This is a genomic window from Kitasatospora sp. NBC_01287 (assembly GCF_026340565.1).
In the GTDB taxonomy this organism is placed as follows: Bacteria; Actinomycetota; Actinomycetes; order Streptomycetales; family Streptomycetaceae; genus Kitasatospora.
Map to the genome: position 1 here is coordinate 438,468 of NZ_JAPEPB010000001.1, position 17,670 is coordinate 456,137.

At 74.4% G+C, this 17,670-nt stretch carries 15 protein-coding genes; 7 read left to right on the forward strand and 8 right to left on the reverse strand.

Features of this window, described 5'->3' with window-relative positions; genetic code table 11:
* Positions 1 to 10: 10 nt before the first annotated feature.
* On the reverse strand, positions 11 to 313 hold the full coding sequence (locus OG455_RS01540) for a WhiB family transcriptional regulator (RefSeq protein WP_266289318.1): 303 nt from the start codon (positions 311 to 313) through the stop codon (positions 11 to 13).
* 497 nt (positions 314 to 810) lie between these two features.
* Between OG455_RS01540 and OG455_RS01545 the strand changes: the two genes are divergently transcribed.
* The gene (locus tag OG455_RS01545) at positions 811 to 2,817 is read left to right on the forward strand and encodes an APC family permease (protein WP_266289320.1); all 2,007 of its coding nucleotides are present in this window, start codon (positions 811 to 813) and stop codon (positions 2,815 to 2,817) included.
* On the opposite strand, the gene OG455_RS01550 is transcribed toward OG455_RS01545, so the two are convergent.
* The 5 genes from OG455_RS01550 to OG455_RS01570 all read right to left on the reverse strand — a co-directional run bounded on the left by OG455_RS01550 (position 2,788) and on the right by OG455_RS01570 (position 7,240).
* Positions 2,788 to 3,651: a hypothetical protein gene (locus OG455_RS01550; RefSeq protein WP_266289322.1), complete on the reverse strand. Its 864-nt coding sequence runs from the start codon at positions 3,649 to 3,651 to the stop codon at positions 2,788 to 2,790. The genes OG455_RS01545 and OG455_RS01550 overlap by 30 nt on opposite strands.
* 219 nt (positions 3,652 to 3,870) lie before the next feature.
* Positions 3,871 to 4,761: a DMT family transporter gene (locus OG455_RS01555; protein ID WP_266300623.1), complete on the reverse strand. Its 891-nt coding sequence runs from the start codon at positions 4,759 to 4,761 to the stop codon at positions 3,871 to 3,873.
* A 287-nt stretch (positions 4,762 to 5,048) separates the two neighbouring features.
* Positions 5,049 to 5,378: a hypothetical protein gene (locus tag OG455_RS01560; protein WP_266289324.1), complete on the reverse strand. Its 330-nt coding sequence runs from the start codon at positions 5,376 to 5,378 to the stop codon at positions 5,049 to 5,051.
* A 92-nt stretch (positions 5,379 to 5,470) separates the two neighbouring features.
* Positions 5,471 to 6,973, reverse strand: a complete 1,503-nt coding sequence (locus OG455_RS01565; protein ID WP_266289326.1) for a bifunctional phosphatase PAP2/diacylglycerol kinase family protein — start codon at positions 6,971 to 6,973, stop codon at positions 5,471 to 5,473.
* A 96-nt stretch (positions 6,974 to 7,069) separates the two neighbouring features.
* The gene (locus OG455_RS01570; protein WP_266289328.1) at positions 7,070 to 7,240 is read right to left on the reverse strand and encodes a hydrophobic protein; all 171 of its coding nucleotides are present in this window, start codon (positions 7,238 to 7,240) and stop codon (positions 7,070 to 7,072) included.
* Positions 7,241 to 7,437: 197 nt separating this feature from the next.
* Between OG455_RS01570 and OG455_RS01575 the strand changes: the two genes are divergently transcribed.
* The 5 genes from OG455_RS01575 to OG455_RS01595 all read left to right on the forward strand — a co-directional run bounded on the left by OG455_RS01575 (position 7,438) and on the right by OG455_RS01595 (position 14,840).
* Complete coding sequence (locus tag OG455_RS01575; protein WP_266289330.1) at positions 7,438 to 7,803, forward strand: PRC-barrel domain-containing protein; 366 nt, start codon at positions 7,438 to 7,440, stop codon at positions 7,801 to 7,803.
* A 170-nt stretch (positions 7,804 to 7,973) separates the two neighbouring features.
* Positions 7,974 to 8,504 (forward strand): bacterioferritin, encoded by a 531-nt coding sequence (locus tag OG455_RS01580; RefSeq protein ID WP_266289332.1) that lies wholly within the window; start codon positions 7,974 to 7,976, stop codon positions 8,502 to 8,504.
* A gap of 367 nt (positions 8,505 to 8,871) precedes the next feature.
* The gene (zwf, locus tag OG455_RS01585; protein WP_266289334.1) at positions 8,872 to 10,254 is read left to right on the forward strand and encodes a glucose-6-phosphate dehydrogenase; all 1,383 of its coding nucleotides are present in this window, start codon (positions 8,872 to 8,874) and stop codon (positions 10,252 to 10,254) included.
* 155 nt (positions 10,255 to 10,409) lie between these two features.
* Positions 10,410 to 12,929 (forward strand): FUSC family protein, encoded by a 2,520-nt coding sequence (locus OG455_RS01590; RefSeq protein ID WP_266289336.1) that lies wholly within the window; start codon positions 10,410 to 10,412, stop codon positions 12,927 to 12,929.
* 111 nt (positions 12,930 to 13,040) lie between these two features.
* Positions 13,041 to 14,840, forward strand: a complete 1,800-nt coding sequence (locus OG455_RS01595) for a glycoside hydrolase family 15 protein (RefSeq protein WP_266289338.1) — start codon at positions 13,041 to 13,043, stop codon at positions 14,838 to 14,840.
* A 60-nt stretch (positions 14,841 to 14,900) separates the two neighbouring features.
* On the opposite strand, the gene OG455_RS01600 is transcribed toward OG455_RS01595, so the two are convergent.
* Positions 14,901 to 15,287, reverse strand: a complete 387-nt coding sequence (locus OG455_RS01600; RefSeq protein ID WP_266289340.1) for a squamosa promoter-binding protein 15 — start codon at positions 15,285 to 15,287, stop codon at positions 14,901 to 14,903.
* Positions 15,288 to 15,881: 594 nt separating this feature from the next.
* On the opposite strand from OG455_RS01600, the gene OG455_RS01605 reads away from it, so the two are divergent.
* On the forward strand, positions 15,882 to 17,159 hold the full coding sequence (locus OG455_RS01605; RefSeq protein ID WP_266289342.1) for an MFS transporter: 1,278 nt from the start codon (positions 15,882 to 15,884) through the stop codon (positions 17,157 to 17,159).
* A gap of 123 nt (positions 17,160 to 17,282) precedes the next feature.
* On the opposite strand, the gene OG455_RS01610 is transcribed toward OG455_RS01605, so the two are convergent.
* Positions 17,283 to 17,642, reverse strand: coding sequence for a hypothetical protein (locus OG455_RS01610; protein WP_266289344.1), 360 nt, complete (start codon positions 17,640 to 17,642; stop codon positions 17,283 to 17,285).
* Positions 17,643 to 17,670: the final 28 nt, after the last annotated feature.

The following is a 17,670-nucleotide window of genomic DNA, read 5'->3' on the forward strand; positions in this document are numbered from 1 at the left end:
TCGGTGAGCCTCAGCCGACAACCGCGGCCTCGCGGCGCCGACCTGAGCGCAGCACGGCCTGGCGCTCCTCGGCGGTCATGCCGCCCCAGACGCCGTAGGGCTCGCGGGTCGCCAGGGCGAACTCCAGGCAGGCCGCGCGCACCGGGCAGCGGGCGCAGACCTCCTTGGCCGCGGCGTCGCGTTCGGCGGAGGCGGGCGGGCGTTCGCCGGAGGGGTGGAAGAAGACGCTGGTGTCCGTCTCACGACAGGCCGCGCGCAACTGCCAGTCCCAGTAGTGGTCGAAGGCTCCGGGCAGTCGGGTCAGGTTGGTCATCGAGGACTCCCTGGAAGGGTGAGCATCGGTCGCGACGATCGGTTGCGGACCTCGGACCACGCTCCCGCCTCGCGGGCGCGGGCCCGGCCCGCCCGTGCTCGACCGTCGCGCCCCGTCTGCCCGCCCGGCCGCTGTTGATGCGCACGGGTGAGCGACTGGACTAGCGCCCGGATGCGCGCGGGTGAGCGACCGGGGCGGCCGCGCATGCTCGGGCGACCTGCGGGCAAGCGGGAGAGCCGACGTCGTATCCCCGCGACGCGCCCCCTTCCCGACGGAGAGGACGGACGATGACGCCAGCCCCCCAAGGCCCGCGCGACACACCGGTCGCACCGCCCGCCCACCCCGACCGAGCCACCCCGACGGCGCGGACACGGCCGGCGTCGCCGCTGACACCGCGGGCGCCACTGACACCGCAAGCACTGCAAGCACCGCAAGCACCGCAGGCACAGCAGGCACAGCAGGCACCCCGCGCAGCCGGGACAGCGCGCGCCGCGACCGTGCCCGAGCGGCCCGGCTACCGGCTCAAGCGGGCGCTGCTCGGACCGCCGCTGGTCACGGCGGAGCTGCACAACGAGAAGCTCAGCAACCCGGTGGCGCTCGGCGTCCTCGCGCCGGACTGCATCAGCTCCAGCGCCTACGGCACCGAGCAGATGCTGACCCAGCTCGTACCCGCCGCGGGCGTGGCCGGCTTCGCCCTGGTGATGCCGGTGACGGGCGTCATCCTCGCCCTGCTGCTCCTGCTCACCTTCTGCTACCGGGACGTCGTCTCCAGCTACACCAGGACCGGCGGTTCCTACGCGGTGGCCCGGGACAACTTCGGGCCCAGGGTGGCCCAGGTGGCCGCCGTGGCGCTGCTGATCGACTACGTGGTGACGGTCGCCGTGCAGACCGCGGCCGGCACGGACGCGGTGGCCTCCATGCTCCAACTGCTGCTGCGGGTGGACATCGACCGGCAGAAGCTCTGGATCAGCGTCGGGGTCGTCCTGCTGCTCTGCTACGGCAACCTGCGCGGGATCCGCGAGGCCGGCAAGGCGTTCAGCTTCCCGACCTACCTGTTCGCCGGTGCGGCCGGCCTGACGGTGGTGGTGGGGCTGGTCCGGCTGGCGGCGGGCGACCTGCCGCGGCTGAGCGGGGCCGACCTGCACGCCTCCGGGGTGGTGCCACTGGGGCAGCCGGGCGGCGGCGTGCTGCTGGGTGCCTCGCTCTTCGTGCTGCTGCGCGCCTTCGCCAACGGCGGCTCCTCGCTCACCGGGCTGGAGGCCATCTCCAACGGCGTCAGCGCGTTCCGCGAGCCGCGCGGCGTCAACGCCCGCCGCACCCTGGTCGCGATGAGCTGCCTGCTCGGCTTCCTGGTGCTCGGCGTCTCCACCCTGGCCTGGCGGACGCACGCCGTCCCGCACCTCTCCGGCACCCCGACGGTGCTCGCCCAGGAGGCCCATCTGGTCTTCGGCCGCAGCGACTTCGGCAACGTGATGTTCGCCCTGGTCCAACTGGCCACCGCGCTGGTCCTCTACGCGGGCGGCAACACCTCGTTCAACGGCTTCCCGTTCCTGGCCGACTTCGTCGCGGAGGACTCCTTCCTGCCGCGCCGGCTGACCGTGCGCGGGCACCGACTGGCCTTCTCCAACGGCATCCTGGTACTCACCGGCGCCTCGCTGCTGCTGCTCCTCGCCACCGGCGGCAACCTGACCAAGCTGGTCTCGCTGTACGCGATCGGGGTGTTCACCGGCTTCGCGATGGCCGGGGCCGGCCTGGTCCGCCGCCACTGGGTGCGCCGCGAGCCGCGCCGACCGCTGAAGCTGGCCGTGAACGCGGCCGCCGCGGTGGCCTCCGCCGGTGTCGTCGTGGTCTTCGGCATCACCAAGTTCACCGAGGGCGCCTGGCTGGTGCTGGTCGTCTTCCCGCTCGGGGTCTGGCTGCTGATCCGCACCAACCAGCGCTACCGGGCCGAGCGCGCCGCACTGGAGCTGGCACCCGCCTCGGCCGAGAGCGCGGGCCGGCCGCGCGCCGCCGTGTACGTGCTGGTCGACCGGTTGGACCTGGCGGTGGTCCGAGCACTGCACCACGCCCGCGGGCTGCGCCCCGACGAGTTGCGCGCGGTGCACTTCGCGCTCGACGACAAGCGGGCCGATCGCCTTGAGCGGGCTTGGCGGGCGAGCACCGCGGCCGACGTGCCGCTGGATCTGGTGGCCTGCCCGGACCGGCGTCTGCACCGCGCCGTCGCGGAGTTCGCCGGGCGGGCCGGCGCCGACCGGCTGACCGACGTCACCCTGCTGATCCCCCGGCGGCTCTACGGCCCGCTCCTGGGCCGCCTGCTGCACGCGCGCAAGGGCGACTCGCTCGCGCACGCCGCCGGCCGGCTCCCCAACGTGGCGGCGGCCATCGTGCCGTTCGACGTCGGGCGCGCCGTAAGGCAGTTGACCGACGAGCGGGCGGTGACCGACGTGCAGGCGGTGACCGACGAGCGGGGCGCGTCACAACACGGCAGCACAGAGGCTATCTGACGCCGCGTCAGGAAGCTGCCGGGGCGACCGACATATCCGGACCCCTGCCGCGCTCGCCCGGTCGGACCAGGCCTCGGGCGGGTCGCCGACGACGGTGACCCGCACACCTTGCCGCAGGAACTGCAGGATGAGCGGCCATGCGAGGTCTACCAGGATCCGCGCGTCACCGTCGAGCGCGCGGGCCCATGCGTCGAGGTCGATCGTGACTCCGCCGCCCTGCGCCTGTTCACCGGCCGCGTCCGGATCGGCCCCGCCGCCGCTTCCCAGCAGAAGGCGCCGGTTGGCCTCCAGGAAGTCGACGGGACGCCGCCGGCCGTCTCCGGTGCCGCTGCTGAGGGCTCCCGCGACGGCTCGGCCGGCGCTCTGGGTGACGCGGGCCAGATCATCGATGGTCGGCGCCATGAAGTACCCGTCGATGTCGCTGGCGAGGATGCGGCTGATGGGGCCCCGGAAGTCGGCGCCGTAGTCGTCGTCGGTGAACTCGGTGGCGAGCATCCGGGCTTGTGGGAACTGCCGGCGCAGGACGCCGAGGAGCTGAGCGCTGGCGGGCGGGACGAGCACGATGTCGGCGTCCGGTCCGGCGCGGCGGATGTCCAGGACGATGTGACCGGGGCCGAGCCGCTCGGCCAGGGCTTCACGGGCGGGCCGCTTGAGTGCGATGGCGGTGACGACGATGATCGGCCCGCTCCTGGTGGCCTCGCCGACCAGGGGTTCGCCCCGGGTGGTCATCCGACCCTTGGGGACGGGCAGCGCAGACTCGTCGGGCGTGGCAGGCGACGTCGGCCGGGGGCGCTCGGGCACGCTCGCGTGATCTTGCTGTTCGTCAGGAGACATGGCACCCAAGACGCGTACCGCGGCAGGTCGGTTCCGGGTGGGTGGCCCGGTCATCAGTACCCGACCTGACCGACGCGCGGCTTGTGCGCGGGTGCCCCACCGCCGGATCGGCACGGTGGCGGGACCGGGTTTGAAAGACGGCAGCGCGGCAAGACGCCCGATGAAGCCGCTCGGCGGCACGAGCCTCCCCCCGCTCGTGCCGCCCCTCCGGAGTCGGCTTCAGGCCGGGCCCCGGCGCCGACGGATCATTCCGGCGCCGGGGCCCTCCGCTGCCCGCCGCGTCCTGCCGGCGGCGCGTCGACGGGAGATCGCCACGCCGCCCAGGCAGAGCACCCCACCGGCCAGGGCCGGCAGGCCGGGCACCACCGAGGAGCCGAGCCAGGTCAGCAGGAGCACCAGGACCGGCACCGCGTAGGTGGTGGCTCCCATCCGGCCCGCGGTGGTGCGGGACAGCGCGAACGCCCAGGTGGTGAAGGCCAGGGCGGTCGGGAAGACACCCAGGTAGAGCACGTCGAGGGTGGCGGAGAGCGGCGCGTGGGCCGCCTGGGTCACCAGGTCGCTGGCGAAAGGCGAGCAGACGGCCGCGCCGGTGAGGCAGCCGAAGAGGGTCACCTGCAGCGCGCCGGCGTGCCGCAACGCGGACTTCTGCGAGACCACACCGGCGGCGTAGGAGAGCGCGGCGAGCAGGCAGAGCACGGTGCCGAGCAGCCGGGCGTGCGCCGGGCCGGTGCTGCCGAGCGCCACCACCAGCGCGCCGCAGCAGGAGACCACCATCCCCACGCAGAGCGCCCGCGGCAGTCCCTCGCGCAGCAGCAGTGCGCTGAGCAGCGCGATCAGGATCGGCCCGATCCCGACCACCATGGCGGCGGTCCCGGCGTCGACCTCCTGCTCGCCCCAGTTGAGCAGCACCATGTAGCCGCCGAACCAGAGCACTCCGGAGCCGAGGATGCCGGGCCAGGCCGCCCGGGGCGGCAGGCCGTCCCGGCGGGCGAGGCTGATCGCTCCGAGCACCAGCGCCCCGGTGATCAGCCGGCCGAGCGCCAGCGCGCCGGGCGAGAACGCGCTGCCGGCGCTGCGCACGCCGATGAACGCCGAGGCCCAGAGCAGCATGGTGACGCCGGCCGCCCCCAGCGCGGCCACCTGGGAGCGGCCCGGCGCGGGAGCGGCAGGGTCGGCGGGAGCGGTGTCGGTGGACTCGGCGGCGGACGTGGCGATCGCGGTGGCCGTGCTGGTGGCTGAGGTCATGGATCGACAGTAAGGCGGGCACAGTTCGGCGTGGGCCGAAGTGTCCCGCACCGCCTTGACTGCCCGCACCGCCCTGACTGCCCGCACCGCCTTGACTGCCCGCACCGCCCGCGCCGCCCCGGGTGCCGCCCGCCGCCCGCGAGCGGTGCCCGTCAGGAGGCGCGCCGGTCCTCGGTGGCCGCTCGCGGTCTGGCCGAGGCGGCGCCGCCCAGCGCCCGGGGCGGCGCGAGCAACCGGGGCACCGCGTCGGGCGGCTCGACGACCCGGGCCACGATGGTGGTCGGCGGGGCGTGGGCCGCGCGCAGCCAGCGGGCGAGCGCGTGGACGAAGTCGGGCCCGAGGTGAGCGGCGTTCTGCAGCTGGTCGAGGTCGCCGTAGCGCAGCGGCACGCCCGCCTCGCTGAGCGCCGCCAGCAGCGGGTGGACGAGCAGCCAGTGGTCGCGGGTGACGGGCAGCGGGCCAGGATGTTCGGGGTCGTTCACGCCCGGCCCAACCCGCCGACCGCCGGACCAGACACGGCCTGGCGGTCGACTTGATCCGAACGGGCGGACGCAGCTCAGCGCGCGGACGCAGCTCAGCGGTACACGCGCAGCGCGCCGGGCCTGCTCCGCAGCAGCAGCCCGTCCGGCGCGGTCACCGCCTCGCCGTCGACCCCCAGGTGCCGCACCTCCCGCAGGGCACCCACGCGCAGGCTGCGCAGCCGGGCGGTGCGGTAGACCGGGGTCCGCTCCAGCGCGCCGGTGAGCAGGGCCGCCACCAGGCGGGTGCGGGCGAAGCGGTGGCCGGCGTCGACCGCTCGCACGTCGAGGATCCCCGCGTCCAGACGCTCCCTGGCCACCGGGGCCATGCTGCCGCGGCGACGGTAGCGGCCGTTGCCCGCGAAGAGCAGCCAGAGCCGGTGCGAGCGGCCGGCGATCTCCAGCGTGACCGGCTCGGCGCGGGGCAGCAGCCGGGCGACGGCGAGCGCCAGCGCGGGCCACTTGCCGATCCGGTGCTCCCAGCGCTCGCGCAGCCGGACCAGGTCGGGGTAGATGCCGATGCTGAAGGTGTTGAGGAAGACCCGGTCCGTGCCCTCGCCGTCCGCCACCACCTCGCCGAGGTCGACCGCGATGCCGGTGCCGGCTTCCACGGCCGCCGCCGCGGTGGCGAAGTCGAGCAGGCCGACGTCGGTCGCGAAGTGGTTGAGGGTGCCACCGGGGAAGACCGCGAGCGGCAGGCCCAGTTCCGCCGCGCGGGCGGCGGCCAGGTTCACCGTGCCGTCGCCGCCGCAGACGCCGAGGGCGCCGTGCGCCGAGCGGGCCCGCTCGGCCGCCTCGGCCAACAGCTCCGGCAGGTCGTCACCGGCCTCGGCGACCCGCACCTCGGCCTCCGGCAGCAGCTCGCGCAGGGTGTCGGCCTTCGAGGCCGGTGCGCCGAGGCCGGGCAGCAGGTCGAGCGGGCCCAGGGCGCCGGAGCCGTCGTTCACCACCAGGTGCAGGCCGCGGCCGCGCGGCAGGGCCGGCAGGGTCGCCTCCGGGCCCGCCGGGGCGGCTGGTGGCCGCCGCCGCTCGGTTGCCGCCGGGCGCCAGCGGCCCAGCAGGGCGGCGGCGCCCGCACCGAGCGCCGCGCCGGCCAGCACATCGCCCGGGTAGTGCGCCCCGACGTAGACCCGGGAGAACATCACCGACGCGGCGAGGGGCACGAGGGCCGCACCCAGCACCGGGGACTCCAGGCCGAGCCCCACCGTGAAGGCGGCCGCCGAGGCCGAGTGCCCGGAGGGGAAGGAGGTGGTGAACGGCGCCCGCCGCAGATGGCGGACGGCGGGCACCGGCCCCAGTTCGGGACGCGCCCGGCCGCTCGCCCGCTTCGCCACCACGTTGGCCAGCGCGGAGGCGACCAGCAGCGAGCCCATCGCGCGCCCGGCGGCGCGGCGGGCGCGCGGGGTCCCGCCCAGCGCGAGGCCGGCCGCCGTCACGCCCCACAGCACGCCGTGGTCGGCCGCCCGGCTCAGCCGGGGCAGGCTCCACTCGGCGCCGGGCCACCGCGAGCGCGCGATGTGGACGAACAGCCGCCGGTCCAGGGCATCGATCCGCTTCATCGTCCGACGCTACCTCCGCTCAGGCCGCGGGCCCGGCCGACGCGACGTCGACCGGGCCCGCGGCGGGGACAAGTGATCCGACCCACCGCGGCCGCCCTACCAGCGGTACCAGCGGCTGCGGGAGCCGCCCGCGTCCGTCGTGCGGGCGATGAAGCCGATCAGCCAGACGACGAGCACGATGACCGCGACCCACCAGAGGATCTTGAGGGCGAAGCCGAGGCCGAACAGGAGCAGAGCGAGCAGCAGGACGATGAGTAGCGCAGCCATCGGAACCGGCCTCCTTCTTTAGCAACCTTCTTGGACAGCTTGGACAACCCCTCGGCTGCCCCGGACGCGCCAACTCATGCCGGCCGGTCAGCACGGGCTACCGGGCAGGTGTGGGCCGCCGATCGCGGGGCAGCCGAGGGTCGGGTTCGCGGTGCCCGGGACCGGCCCGGGGCACCGCCGCAGTGAAGGGAGCACCCATGAGCGGCATCGAGATCTGGCAGTTCCGCACGACCTCCGGCCACCTGGCCGGCGCCGACCTGGTCGGCTACCACGTGGAGGCCACCGACGGTTCGATCGGCAAGGTCGACAAGCACACCCGGGAGGTCGACGCCGAGTTCCTGGTGGTGGACACCGGCCCCTGGCTCTTCGGCCGCCACGTCCTGCTGCCCGCGGGCACCGTGCTGCGGGTCGACCAGGAGGAGCAGCGGATCCACGTGGACCGCACCAAGGACGAGATCAGGAACGGCCCGGAGTTCGAGCAGGACGGGCACGGCCCGAGCGGCGGCTACCTGGAGAAGTACGGCGCCTACTACGGCCCGTTCTACGGCGGCCCGGTGACCTGACCGCACGGCACGGCACGAGGAGACCTCAGACCGTACAGGCTTCACAGCCGCGCGGAACTGACTGCCAGTCAGTTTGATGGGCCATCAGATTGACGATCCGTCAGTTCCGCTTCCACCGCCTGTCCGTGCGCCGCCGCAGCCGCGGCGGCGCCGATCCGCCAGGAGGCTTCATGTCCGAGTTCGTCACCGATGTCCACGCGCTGCGGGCCGCGGCCCGGCAGGAGATGCTCAAGGGTCCGGTCACCGCGGCCTACCGCGCCGATCTGCCGCGGGTGCTCGTGCTGCTCAACGCGGCGCTGGCCACCGAGACCGTCTGCGTCCTGCGCTACCGCCAGCACCACTTCGCCGCCACGGGGCTGAACGCCGAGCCGGTGGCCGAGGAGTTCCTGCGGCACTCCGAGGAGGAGCAGCACCACGCCGACCTGCTGGCCGCCCGGATCGCCCAGCTGGGCGGCACACCGGACCTCGATCCGATGCGGGTGGCGGAGCGCGCGCACACCACCTACGTGGCCAGCACCGACCTGCGCGAGATGATCGAGGAGAACCTGGTGGCCGAGCGGGTCGCCATCGCCGGCTACACCGAGATGATCAGCTGGCTGGGCGACGGCGATCCGACCACCCGGCGGGTCCTGGAGGAGATCCTCGCGAGCGAGGAGGAGCACGCCGAGGACATGCTCGGCTTCCTGGGCGGCGGGCACTGAGCGCTCCGTCGTGCCGCTCCTGGCCGAGAGTCGGCACACCATCTCACGCCACGGAGATGCCGGACGCGGGCCGGCCGCCGGGCCCACCGCGCGTGACGTGAGCGCCCCGTCACCGGCACCGCGTCCGGCCCGCGTCCGGCCCGCGTCCGGCACAACGGGCGGCCGGGCGCCGGGCGGCGGAGAATTGGCCGGGGCGGCACGTCAACGCAGAGCCCGCGCCGCCCAGTTGTCCGGCGCCAGGCCGGCCCGGCCGTTCTGCCACCCCGGGGCGCGTCAGCCGTGGCGACGGCCGCGCCGACGGTCCTGGCACCCGGCCGGCAAGCGCGACTGACGCGTGCCGGCTCTCAGCAGACGGAGAGGAACCCCCATGGCGACGACATCCGAGGTCGGCTGCCTGGTCGTCTTCGGCGCGACCGGCGACCTGGCCAAGCTGGAGACCTTCCCCGCCCTGGTGGGCCTGGTGGACCGGGGCGTCCTCGACGTCCCGGTGATCGGGGTCGCCAAGAACGGCTGGGGACTCCCCCAGTTCCGCGACTACGCGACCGCCTCGCTGCGCCTGGCCGGACTCGATCCGGCCGCCCCGGCCGCCACCCGCCTGCTCCAACTGCTGCGCTACGTGGACGGCGACCTCTTCGAGGAGGCCACCTACGAGGCGATGGCGCGGGAGATGGGCGACGCGGCGCATCCGCTCTACTACCTGGAGGTACCGCCCGCGCTCTTCGGGCGGATCGGCCAGGGCATCGGGGCTGCGGGCCGGGCCCAGGGGTCACGGGTGATGGTGGAGAAGCCGTTCGGCACCGATCTGGCGAGCGCACGAGCGCTCAACAGCACGCTGCGGCAGGTCTTCCCGGAGGACGCGATCTTCCGGGTCGACCACTGGCTGGGGCTGGAGGCGGTGCAGAACCTGCTCTTCGCCCGGTTCGCGAACGCGGTGCTGGAGCCGCTGCTGAACCGGACGTACGTGGACAACGTGCAGATCACCATGGCCGAGTCCTTCGACGTCGCCGACCGCGGCCGGTTCTACGACCACACCGGTGCCATCCGCGACGTGCTGCAGAACCACCTGCTGCAGGTGCTGGCCACCGTGCTGGCCGACCCGCCGGACGGCCACGGGCTGGACCGCTGGCCGCAGGCCAAGGACCGGGTGATCGGCGCGATCCGCCCGCTGACGCCCGCCGACACCGTGCGCGGCCAGTACCAGGGCTACCGGGAGGTCGACGGTGTCGGCGCCGACTCCTCGGTGGAGACCTACGTCGCGGTGCGGCTGGCGGTGGACTCCTGGCGCTGGGCCGGGGTGCCGGTGCTGATCCGGGCGGGCAAGTGCCTGCCGGTGTCCGCCACCGAGGTGCGGCTCTCGTTCCGCCACCCGCCGCACGACATCTTCGGCCTGGCCGACAGCCGGGTGGCGAACGCCCTGCGGATCCGGGTCTCACCGCACACCGCGCTCGCGCTGACCCTGGTGGGCCGGGAGCCCGGGGCCGAGCGGCCGGTGCCGCAGTACGAGGAACTCGCCTTCTCCCAGCACCCGGGCGAGGACATGCGCCCCTACGACCGCCTGATCGGCGCGGCACTGAGCGGGGACCGCTGGCTGTTCGCGAACCAGCAGACCGTCGAGGACGCCTGGCGGATCGTCGACCCGGTGCTCGACGACGCGGTGCCGGTCCATCCGTACCCGCGCGGCAGCTGGGGTCCGTCGCAGGCGGACGCGCTGCCGGGGCCCGGACGGGCTTGGCAGGATCCGGCGGCCTGATCAGCCGTGGCCAGGGTGCGCGCGAGAGGTTACGGCGGGGCCGGAGCGGCCGCACGGGCACCTGGCGGGGCTGTCCTCGGCCGCGGGCCGGTCCTCGGGCCCGGGGCTGTCCTCGGCCGCGGGCCGGTCCTCGGGCCGGTCCGAGGACGCGCGCGGTGAGCCCGCAGGCGCGCGGTGCCTGGCGCGGGCCGGGCGAGGACGCCGGGCCCGCTCCTGGCACCCGGGGTGCGAGGGCCGGCAAGCCAGGCACACCGCCGAGCGAGGCGGCCAGGCGGGCGGTCCGCAACGCCGTACGGGTCACCGCCGCCGCGGCCGGCGGCTTCTACCTGTGCCGCTACGGCCTGGGCCAGCCGGTGGTGGCCATCTACGCGCTCTTCGCCGCCGTGTCCCTGGGCGCCCTGGCGCAGATCCCCGGCTCCGGGCGGCAGCGGGCCGCCACGGTGGCCGGCGCGCTGCCCATCGCCTGGGTGCTGGTCGCCGCCGGGACCGGGCTCTCGGCGCACACCTGGACGGCGGTCGTCGGCATGGTGGTGGTCGGCTTCACGCTGGCCTTCGCGGCAGTGGCCGGCCCGCGCCCGGCCGGGGCCGCCCCCGGGCTGCAACTGCTCTACATCCTGCCCTCGTTCCCGCCCTACGCGCCCGACCAGCTGTGGGACCGGCTGGCCGGCGTCTCCGTCGGGCTGGGGCTGCTCGCGGCCGCCGAGCTGCTGCTGCCCGAGGCCGGTGCGGTGCCCTACCGGCAGCGGCTGGCCGCTGCCGCGAGCGCGGCCGGCACGGTCGCGGCCGTGCTCGCGGCCCGGGCGGCGGACGGCACGGCGGACGGCACAGCACGGCGCGCGGCGGATGGCACGGCCGGTGGCCGGGCCCGCTCGCCCAGCTCGACGGATCGGCTGGCCGCACTCGGTGAACGGCTGCGCCCGTTCCGGGTGCCGCCCGCCGAGCGGCCGGCCTCGGCGAGCCGTACGGACCGCGCGCTCGCCCAGGCCGGCGTGGCCGCCCGCGAGCTGCTCGCCAAGCTCGACGAGCTGAGCCGCGCCACCCCGTCCCCGAGCCCCGACCCGCTCTCCGCCGAACTGCTCGGCCAGGTCGCGGACGGCTGCGCGCACACGGCGCGGCTGCTGGAGTCGGGCCGACGGCTGGGATCGGGCCAACGGCTGGGCCACCGCCCGCACCGGGCCCCCCATCGGGACCCGCACCGGGCCGACGGCGGTGCCGGCGAGGAGCTGGACCGCGCGATCACGGGCTTCCAGGCCGCCCGGGCCGCACTCGCCGCCGACCCGCCCACCGACCCGCCCGCCGACCCTCCCGCCGACCCTCCCGCCGACCCTCCCGCCCACTCCCCCGGCAGCCATCGCCGTCACACCACGGTGCTGGCCGTCGCCGAACCGGCCCGGATCCTGGCCACCGCCGCCGAGGTGGCGGTCCACGGCAAGCCCGCTCTGGCGCCGCACCCGCCCTACCTGTTCTGGTACGCCCGCGCCGGGGTGGCCACCCTCTGGTGGTACCGCGTCCGCAGCCACCTGACCCGGCACTCGGTGCACTTCCAGAACGCCGTGCGCACCACCGTCGGCCTGGCGCTGGCCAGGACGATCGCCGGTGTGCTGCTGCTCTCGCACGGCTTCTGGGTGATGCTCGCCGTGCTGACGCTGACCCGCACCACCGCCATGCGCACCTGGCAGACGGTCTGGCAGGCGCTGCTCGGCACCCTCTGCGGCGCGCTCGCGGCCGGCGCGCTGCTGCTCGCCGCGGGTGGTCACACCAACGCCTACGCGATCGCCCTGGTGCCCGCGATGCTCGCCGCGTTCACCATCGGCCCGCTGCGCGGGGTGGCCTGGGGCCAGGGGCTGTTCACGCTGGTGGTGGCCAGCGCGTTCGCCCAGCTGGAACCGTCCACCTGGCAGCTCGCGCAGACCAGGCTGGTGGACGTGGCCACCGGCAGCGCGGTGGGCCTGGCCTGCGGGGTGCTCGCCTGGCCGCGCGGTGCCCGCCCCGAGTTGCAGCGCGCCATGGCCGAGCTGCTGAACACGATCGGCCAGGTGGTCAGCAGGACCACCGCGAGCCTCCTCGCGCCGGGCGCCGGCACGGCACCGGACCTGCACGCGGCCCGACGCGCCCTGCTGCTCGCCGAGTCCTGCTACGCCCAGTACCAGAGCGAGCCCGGCGATCCGCTGCGCGGCCGGGTGGACTGGCAGGGCGTGCTGATCGCCGGTCACCACGTGGTGCTCGGTGCCCAGGAGATCATGGACGAGCACCGGCGCGCCGACACCGCGGCCGGCCGGGCCGCAGGTCAACAGACCGCAGGCGATCAGGCCGCAGGTGATAAGGCCGCAGATCAACAGGCCGCGGCCGACCGGAGCACCGGTGAGGTCGGCGAGGCGGCCGCCGGGCAGGCCCGGGCGGCGGCCGACCGGCTGGCCCGCGACTGCGCCGACCTGGCCGCGCGGATCGGCAGCCCCGCCGCCGGGCGCGACACGCCGTCCGCGCGCCCGACCCCACCCGTGGACCTGGCCGGGGACCTGGCGGGCGTTCCGCCGGTCCTCCTCGACCTGGAGCTGTGGCTGAACGGCGTGACCGCCGACCTGCGCCGCATCCCGCCCCGTCCCACCTCCCAGGCCGATGCCACCGCCACCCCCGCCCCCGCCCTTGCCGCGAGCGCCCCACACCGCACCGAATGACCAGATGAACCGATGAACCGAGGAACCGATGCCATGCCGACCTGACAACCTGCCGCCCTGCCGACCTGACCTGACCTGACCTGACGACCAGTCGAACGAAGGTGACCCCTGATGCCCGGACGGATCGAGGACTACGCGATCGTCGGTGACCTGCGCACCGCCGCCCTGATCGGCACCGACGGCTCGGTCGACTGGCTCTGCTGCCCGCGCTTCGACTCGCACGCGTTCTTCGCCGCACTGCTCGGCTCCGAGGAGAACGGCCACTGGCGGATCGCCCCGAACGGCGCGGGCGCCTGCACCAGCCGCACGTACGCCTCGGACTCCCTGGTCCTGCAGACCCGCTGGGACCAGCCGGCCGGCCAACTGGTGCTCACCGACTTCATGCCGCCGACCACCGAGGACGCCCCGCCCCGACTGATCCGGATCGCGCAGTGCACCGCCGGCACGGTGGAGGTGACCAGCGAGCTGCGGCTGCGGTTCGGCTACGGCCAGTACGTGCCCTGGGTGCGGCGGGCCGAGGGCGGGCACGTCGCCATCGCCGGCCCGGACGCGGTCTGGTTCCGCTCCGACACCGACCAGCGCGGCGAGCACCGCCTCACTCGCTCGCACATCACCCTGCAGGCCGGCGACCGCGCCGAGTTCGAACTCAGCTGGCGCCCCTCCCACCTACCGGCGCCGCCGCCGGTCGATGCCCAGGAGGTGCTGCGGACGACCCTCGACTTCTGGTCCGGCTGGATCGCCGACTGCACCTACCGGGGCCCCTGGCGCGCCGCCGTGACCCGCTCGCTGATCACCCTCAAGGCCCTCACCTACGCGCCCACCGGCGGCATCGTCGCCGCGGCCACCACCTCGCTGCCCGAGGACCTCGGCGGCGAACGCAACTGGGACTACCGGTTCTGCTGGCTGCGCGACGCCACCCTCACGCTCTCCTCCCTGCTGCGCAGCGGCCTGGTCCGGGAGGCGGAGGCCTGGCGCGAGTGGCTGGAGCGCGCGGTCGCGGGCAGCCCCGAGGACCTGCAGATCATGTACGGCGTGGCCGGCGAGCGCTTGCTGCCGGAGGCCGAACTCGACTGGCTCCCCGGCTACGAGGGCGCCCGCCCCGTCCGGTCCGGCAACGCCGCGGCCGGCCAGCTCCAACTGGACGTCTACGGCGAGGTGATGGCCGCCCTGCACCTGGCCCGCTCGGCCGGCCTGCCCCCGCTGCGGCACGCCTGGGACGTGCAGTGCGCGCTGATGGACTTCCTGGCGACGGCCTGGCGGGAGCCGGACGACGGGCTCTGGGAGGTGCGCGGCCCGCGCCGGCACTTCGTGCACTCCAAGGTGATGGCCTGGGTCGCAGCCGACAGCGTCGTGAAGTCCGCTCAGGCCTTCCAACTGCCCGGCCCGGTGGCCCGCTGGCGCGCCATGCGCGACGAGATCCACCGGGAGGTCTGCGCGCAGGGCTTCGACACCGAGCGCAACACCTTCACCCAGTACTACGGTTCGCGTGAACTGGATGCCGCGCTGCTGATGATCCCCAAGGTCGGCTTCCTGCCCGCCGACGACCCGCGGGTGGCCGGCACGGTCGACGCGGTCGCCCGCGAGCTGGACCACCAGGGCTTCCTGCGCCGCTACAGCACCGGGGGCGAGGGCCCGAGCAGCGTGGACGGCCTCTCCGGCTCCGAAGGCGCCTTCCTGGCCTGCTCGTTCTGGCTCGCCGACGCGCTGACCGCGCTGGGCCGGGAGGAGCAGGCCCACGCGCTCTTCGAGCGGCTGCTCGCGGTGCGCAACGACGTCGGCCTGCTGGCCGAGGAGTGGGACCCGGTCGCCGGTCGCCAAGTGGGCAACTTCCCGCAGGCGTTCAGCCACGTCGGACTGCTCGACACCGCCCTCGGCCTCTCCGGCCGGCCGCGTCTGATGGGCCGCAGCTGATACTGACGATCCTTTGGACATCCGTGGACATCCGTGGACACCCGACGGACCGCCGGAGGGTCAGCTCTCCTCTTCCCGCCCCTCGGGCACGAGCTGCCGCAGCTTCGCGCCGTGGAACATCCACACCCGGAAGTAGGCCTGTTCCTGATCCATCACGAAGAGCTGGACGAACTCGGGGTGCTGCCAGGCGATGCGCTCCACATGCGCCACCAGCCCAGCCAGGTCCGCGTGGTTGAGCGCTCCCGCATAGACGTCGCACTCCGGGGACTTGCCGCCGCCCCAACGCGTACCGCTGCCCGTGGTCTCGTTGAGCGAGCCGACCCGGCCGACAGCGCCGGGCCCGAAGCCGCGTCGCGGGGCAGCCGTCCGCAACCACTGACTCAGTGCCTCGACGGCTGGTCGATCATCCGGCTCGACGGAGATCATGACGTTGGCGACGTGACTCATCCCAGGATTCAACACAATCGCCGGCCGCCCTGCCACTCATCGTCGTCCCAGTCATCGTCGTCAGAGGGCGATATGTGAGTCGATGTCCAGTTCGCGCTGCCGGCTCGTGACGTGACCCGCCTGTCCTGCGTCGCCAAGGTCTCCACCTCGCCAGGCCCGTACGCGCGCCGTGACGGTGGCTCACAGCGGCCCTGGACGGCCGCCCGGAACGCTCCCCGCCGGGGGCTCGCCGCGCGCCGATGGTGCTCGTTGTCGAGCGTCTCTCGGCAGGTCAAACGGCTGGGCGGTGACGATTCGTTCCCGATCAGGATGTGATGCTTCGCCCAGCCTGTTGGCCTGTCGCAGTACCCCACGGTCGCCCCATACTCCAGGACCTGACGAACCAACGGTGGCGCGCGGTCGACCAGGACATTGAGGTCCTGGACATCCTGGTCACAGCCGGCGGGACAAGGCGGTGACACAACCTCAGACGGTCACACCACCGACAACGTGACGACGCCTTCCGCTCCACTGTCCGTCCCGTCCCGTCCCAGCCCAGCCCGTCCCAGCCCAGCCCAGCCCAGCCCAGCCGTGATCAACGACCAGGAGAACCAGGTGAACCGGACGAGCACGCTGTCCCCCGACACCCTTCGGGACGAGGCCGCCCCGGACCGTCGGCCCTGGCTGGTGCGGCGAGGGCTGCTACTCGAGTCCGCCCCCCAGCGCCGACTGGCCCTCGGCGGCTTCGTCAACCAGCTCGGCACCGCGGCCTTCCTGGCGACGGCGCCGCTGTACGCCATGCGGGTGATCGGCCTGTCCATCGGGCAGGTCGGCCTCGGTCTCGGTGTCGCCGGAGTGGTCGGCCTGCTCGCCGGCCCACCCGTCGGACACCTCGCCGACCGGCGCGGCCCGCACGGCGTCTTCCTGGTCACCCTGCTGATCCAGACCGTGTCCATGCTGTCACTGCTGTTCGCCCACTCGTTCGTGGCGTTCATGGTGGCCATGGCGGTGACCGACCTGGCCGGCGCCTCGGGGGGCGCCGCGCGTGGCCCGATGATCCGCCGCTTCGGCGGTGACGAGGTGCCGAAGTTCCGTTCCTACCTGCGCTCGACCGCCTTCCTGGCCGGCACCTTCGGTGCGCTGGCCGCCGGTGTCGTGATCCAGCTCGACTCCGGCTCCGCCTACCGGGCGCTCATCGTCGCCAATGCCCTGACCTTCGTCGGCTGCGCGGCTGTCATGCTCCGGCTGCCCGAGCTGGAGCCGCTGCCGGCCTCGGCCGGGTCGGACCGGTGGCTCGCGCTGAAGGACAAGCCGTACATGGCGTTCGTCGTGCTGGACGGCATCCTGTGGATCCAGGGCGAGGTGGTGACCTACGCCCTCCCGTTGTGGGTGGTCCTGCACACCCATGCACCGCGCTGGTTCACCGGCGTGGCGCTCGCCGTCAACACCGTGATGGTGGTCCTCCTGCAGGTCCGCACCAGCCGCGGGATCAAGGGCGGACGGGTCGCCGGCCGGGCCACCCGGCGTGCCGGGGTGGCGTTCCTGGTCGGCATGGGGGTCATCGCGATGGCCTCGGGCCTGCCGGGCTGGGTCGCTGCGGCGATCATGACGGCCGGCGTCGCCATCCACACGGTGGGTTCGCTGTGGCACGGGGCCGGGTCGATGGAGCTGCGGTTCCGGCTGGCCCCCGCGCACGCGCAGGGACAGTACTCCGGCGTGTTCGGCATCGGCATGGGCCTGTGCTACACCGTCGCCCCCGGCCTGCTCGGCCTGCTCTGCCTGAGCTGGGGCGCCCCCGGCTGGCTGGTCATGGGCGGTCTCTTCGTCGCCGCCGGCCTGGCCATGCCGTTCGTGGTCCGGTGGGCGGGACGGTCCCGGGAGATCGACGCCTGACCGGGCTGTCCCCGTCCTGACGGGCGCACCGGTCACGGCAGGGGTCCGCGCCGACGGGCCCACGACCGGCTCACCTATCCCAAGGACAACGAAGAAACGGACATCAGCTCACGTATCGCCCTCTCAGACGATGAGTATCCGGTCGAGCACCTTGTGGTACTCCCGCAGCGCGCCGCGGAGCTCCTCCGTGGTGGGCGCCGGGCCCTGCGGTAGGGCGCGCAGGCGGTGCCGGGCCTGCTCGACCTGCTCGGTCAGCAGGGTCAGCGCCCGCCCCAGCACCTCGTCCGCCGACCGGGCGGCCTCACGAGGGTCGTCCACGAAACCCGCCTGGACCGCTGTCCACTGCGCGCGCAACACCGCGACCCGGTGACGGTCCAGCCACTGCACGGGGACCGGCGGGGCGGCGTCGGCGGCCGCCTCGGCATCGCGCTGCCCGGGCAGCGCCGGCAGCGCCGGCAGCGCCGGCAGCACGGGGCTCGTCAAGGGCTGGGGTGGGGGCTGTGGGAGCGGG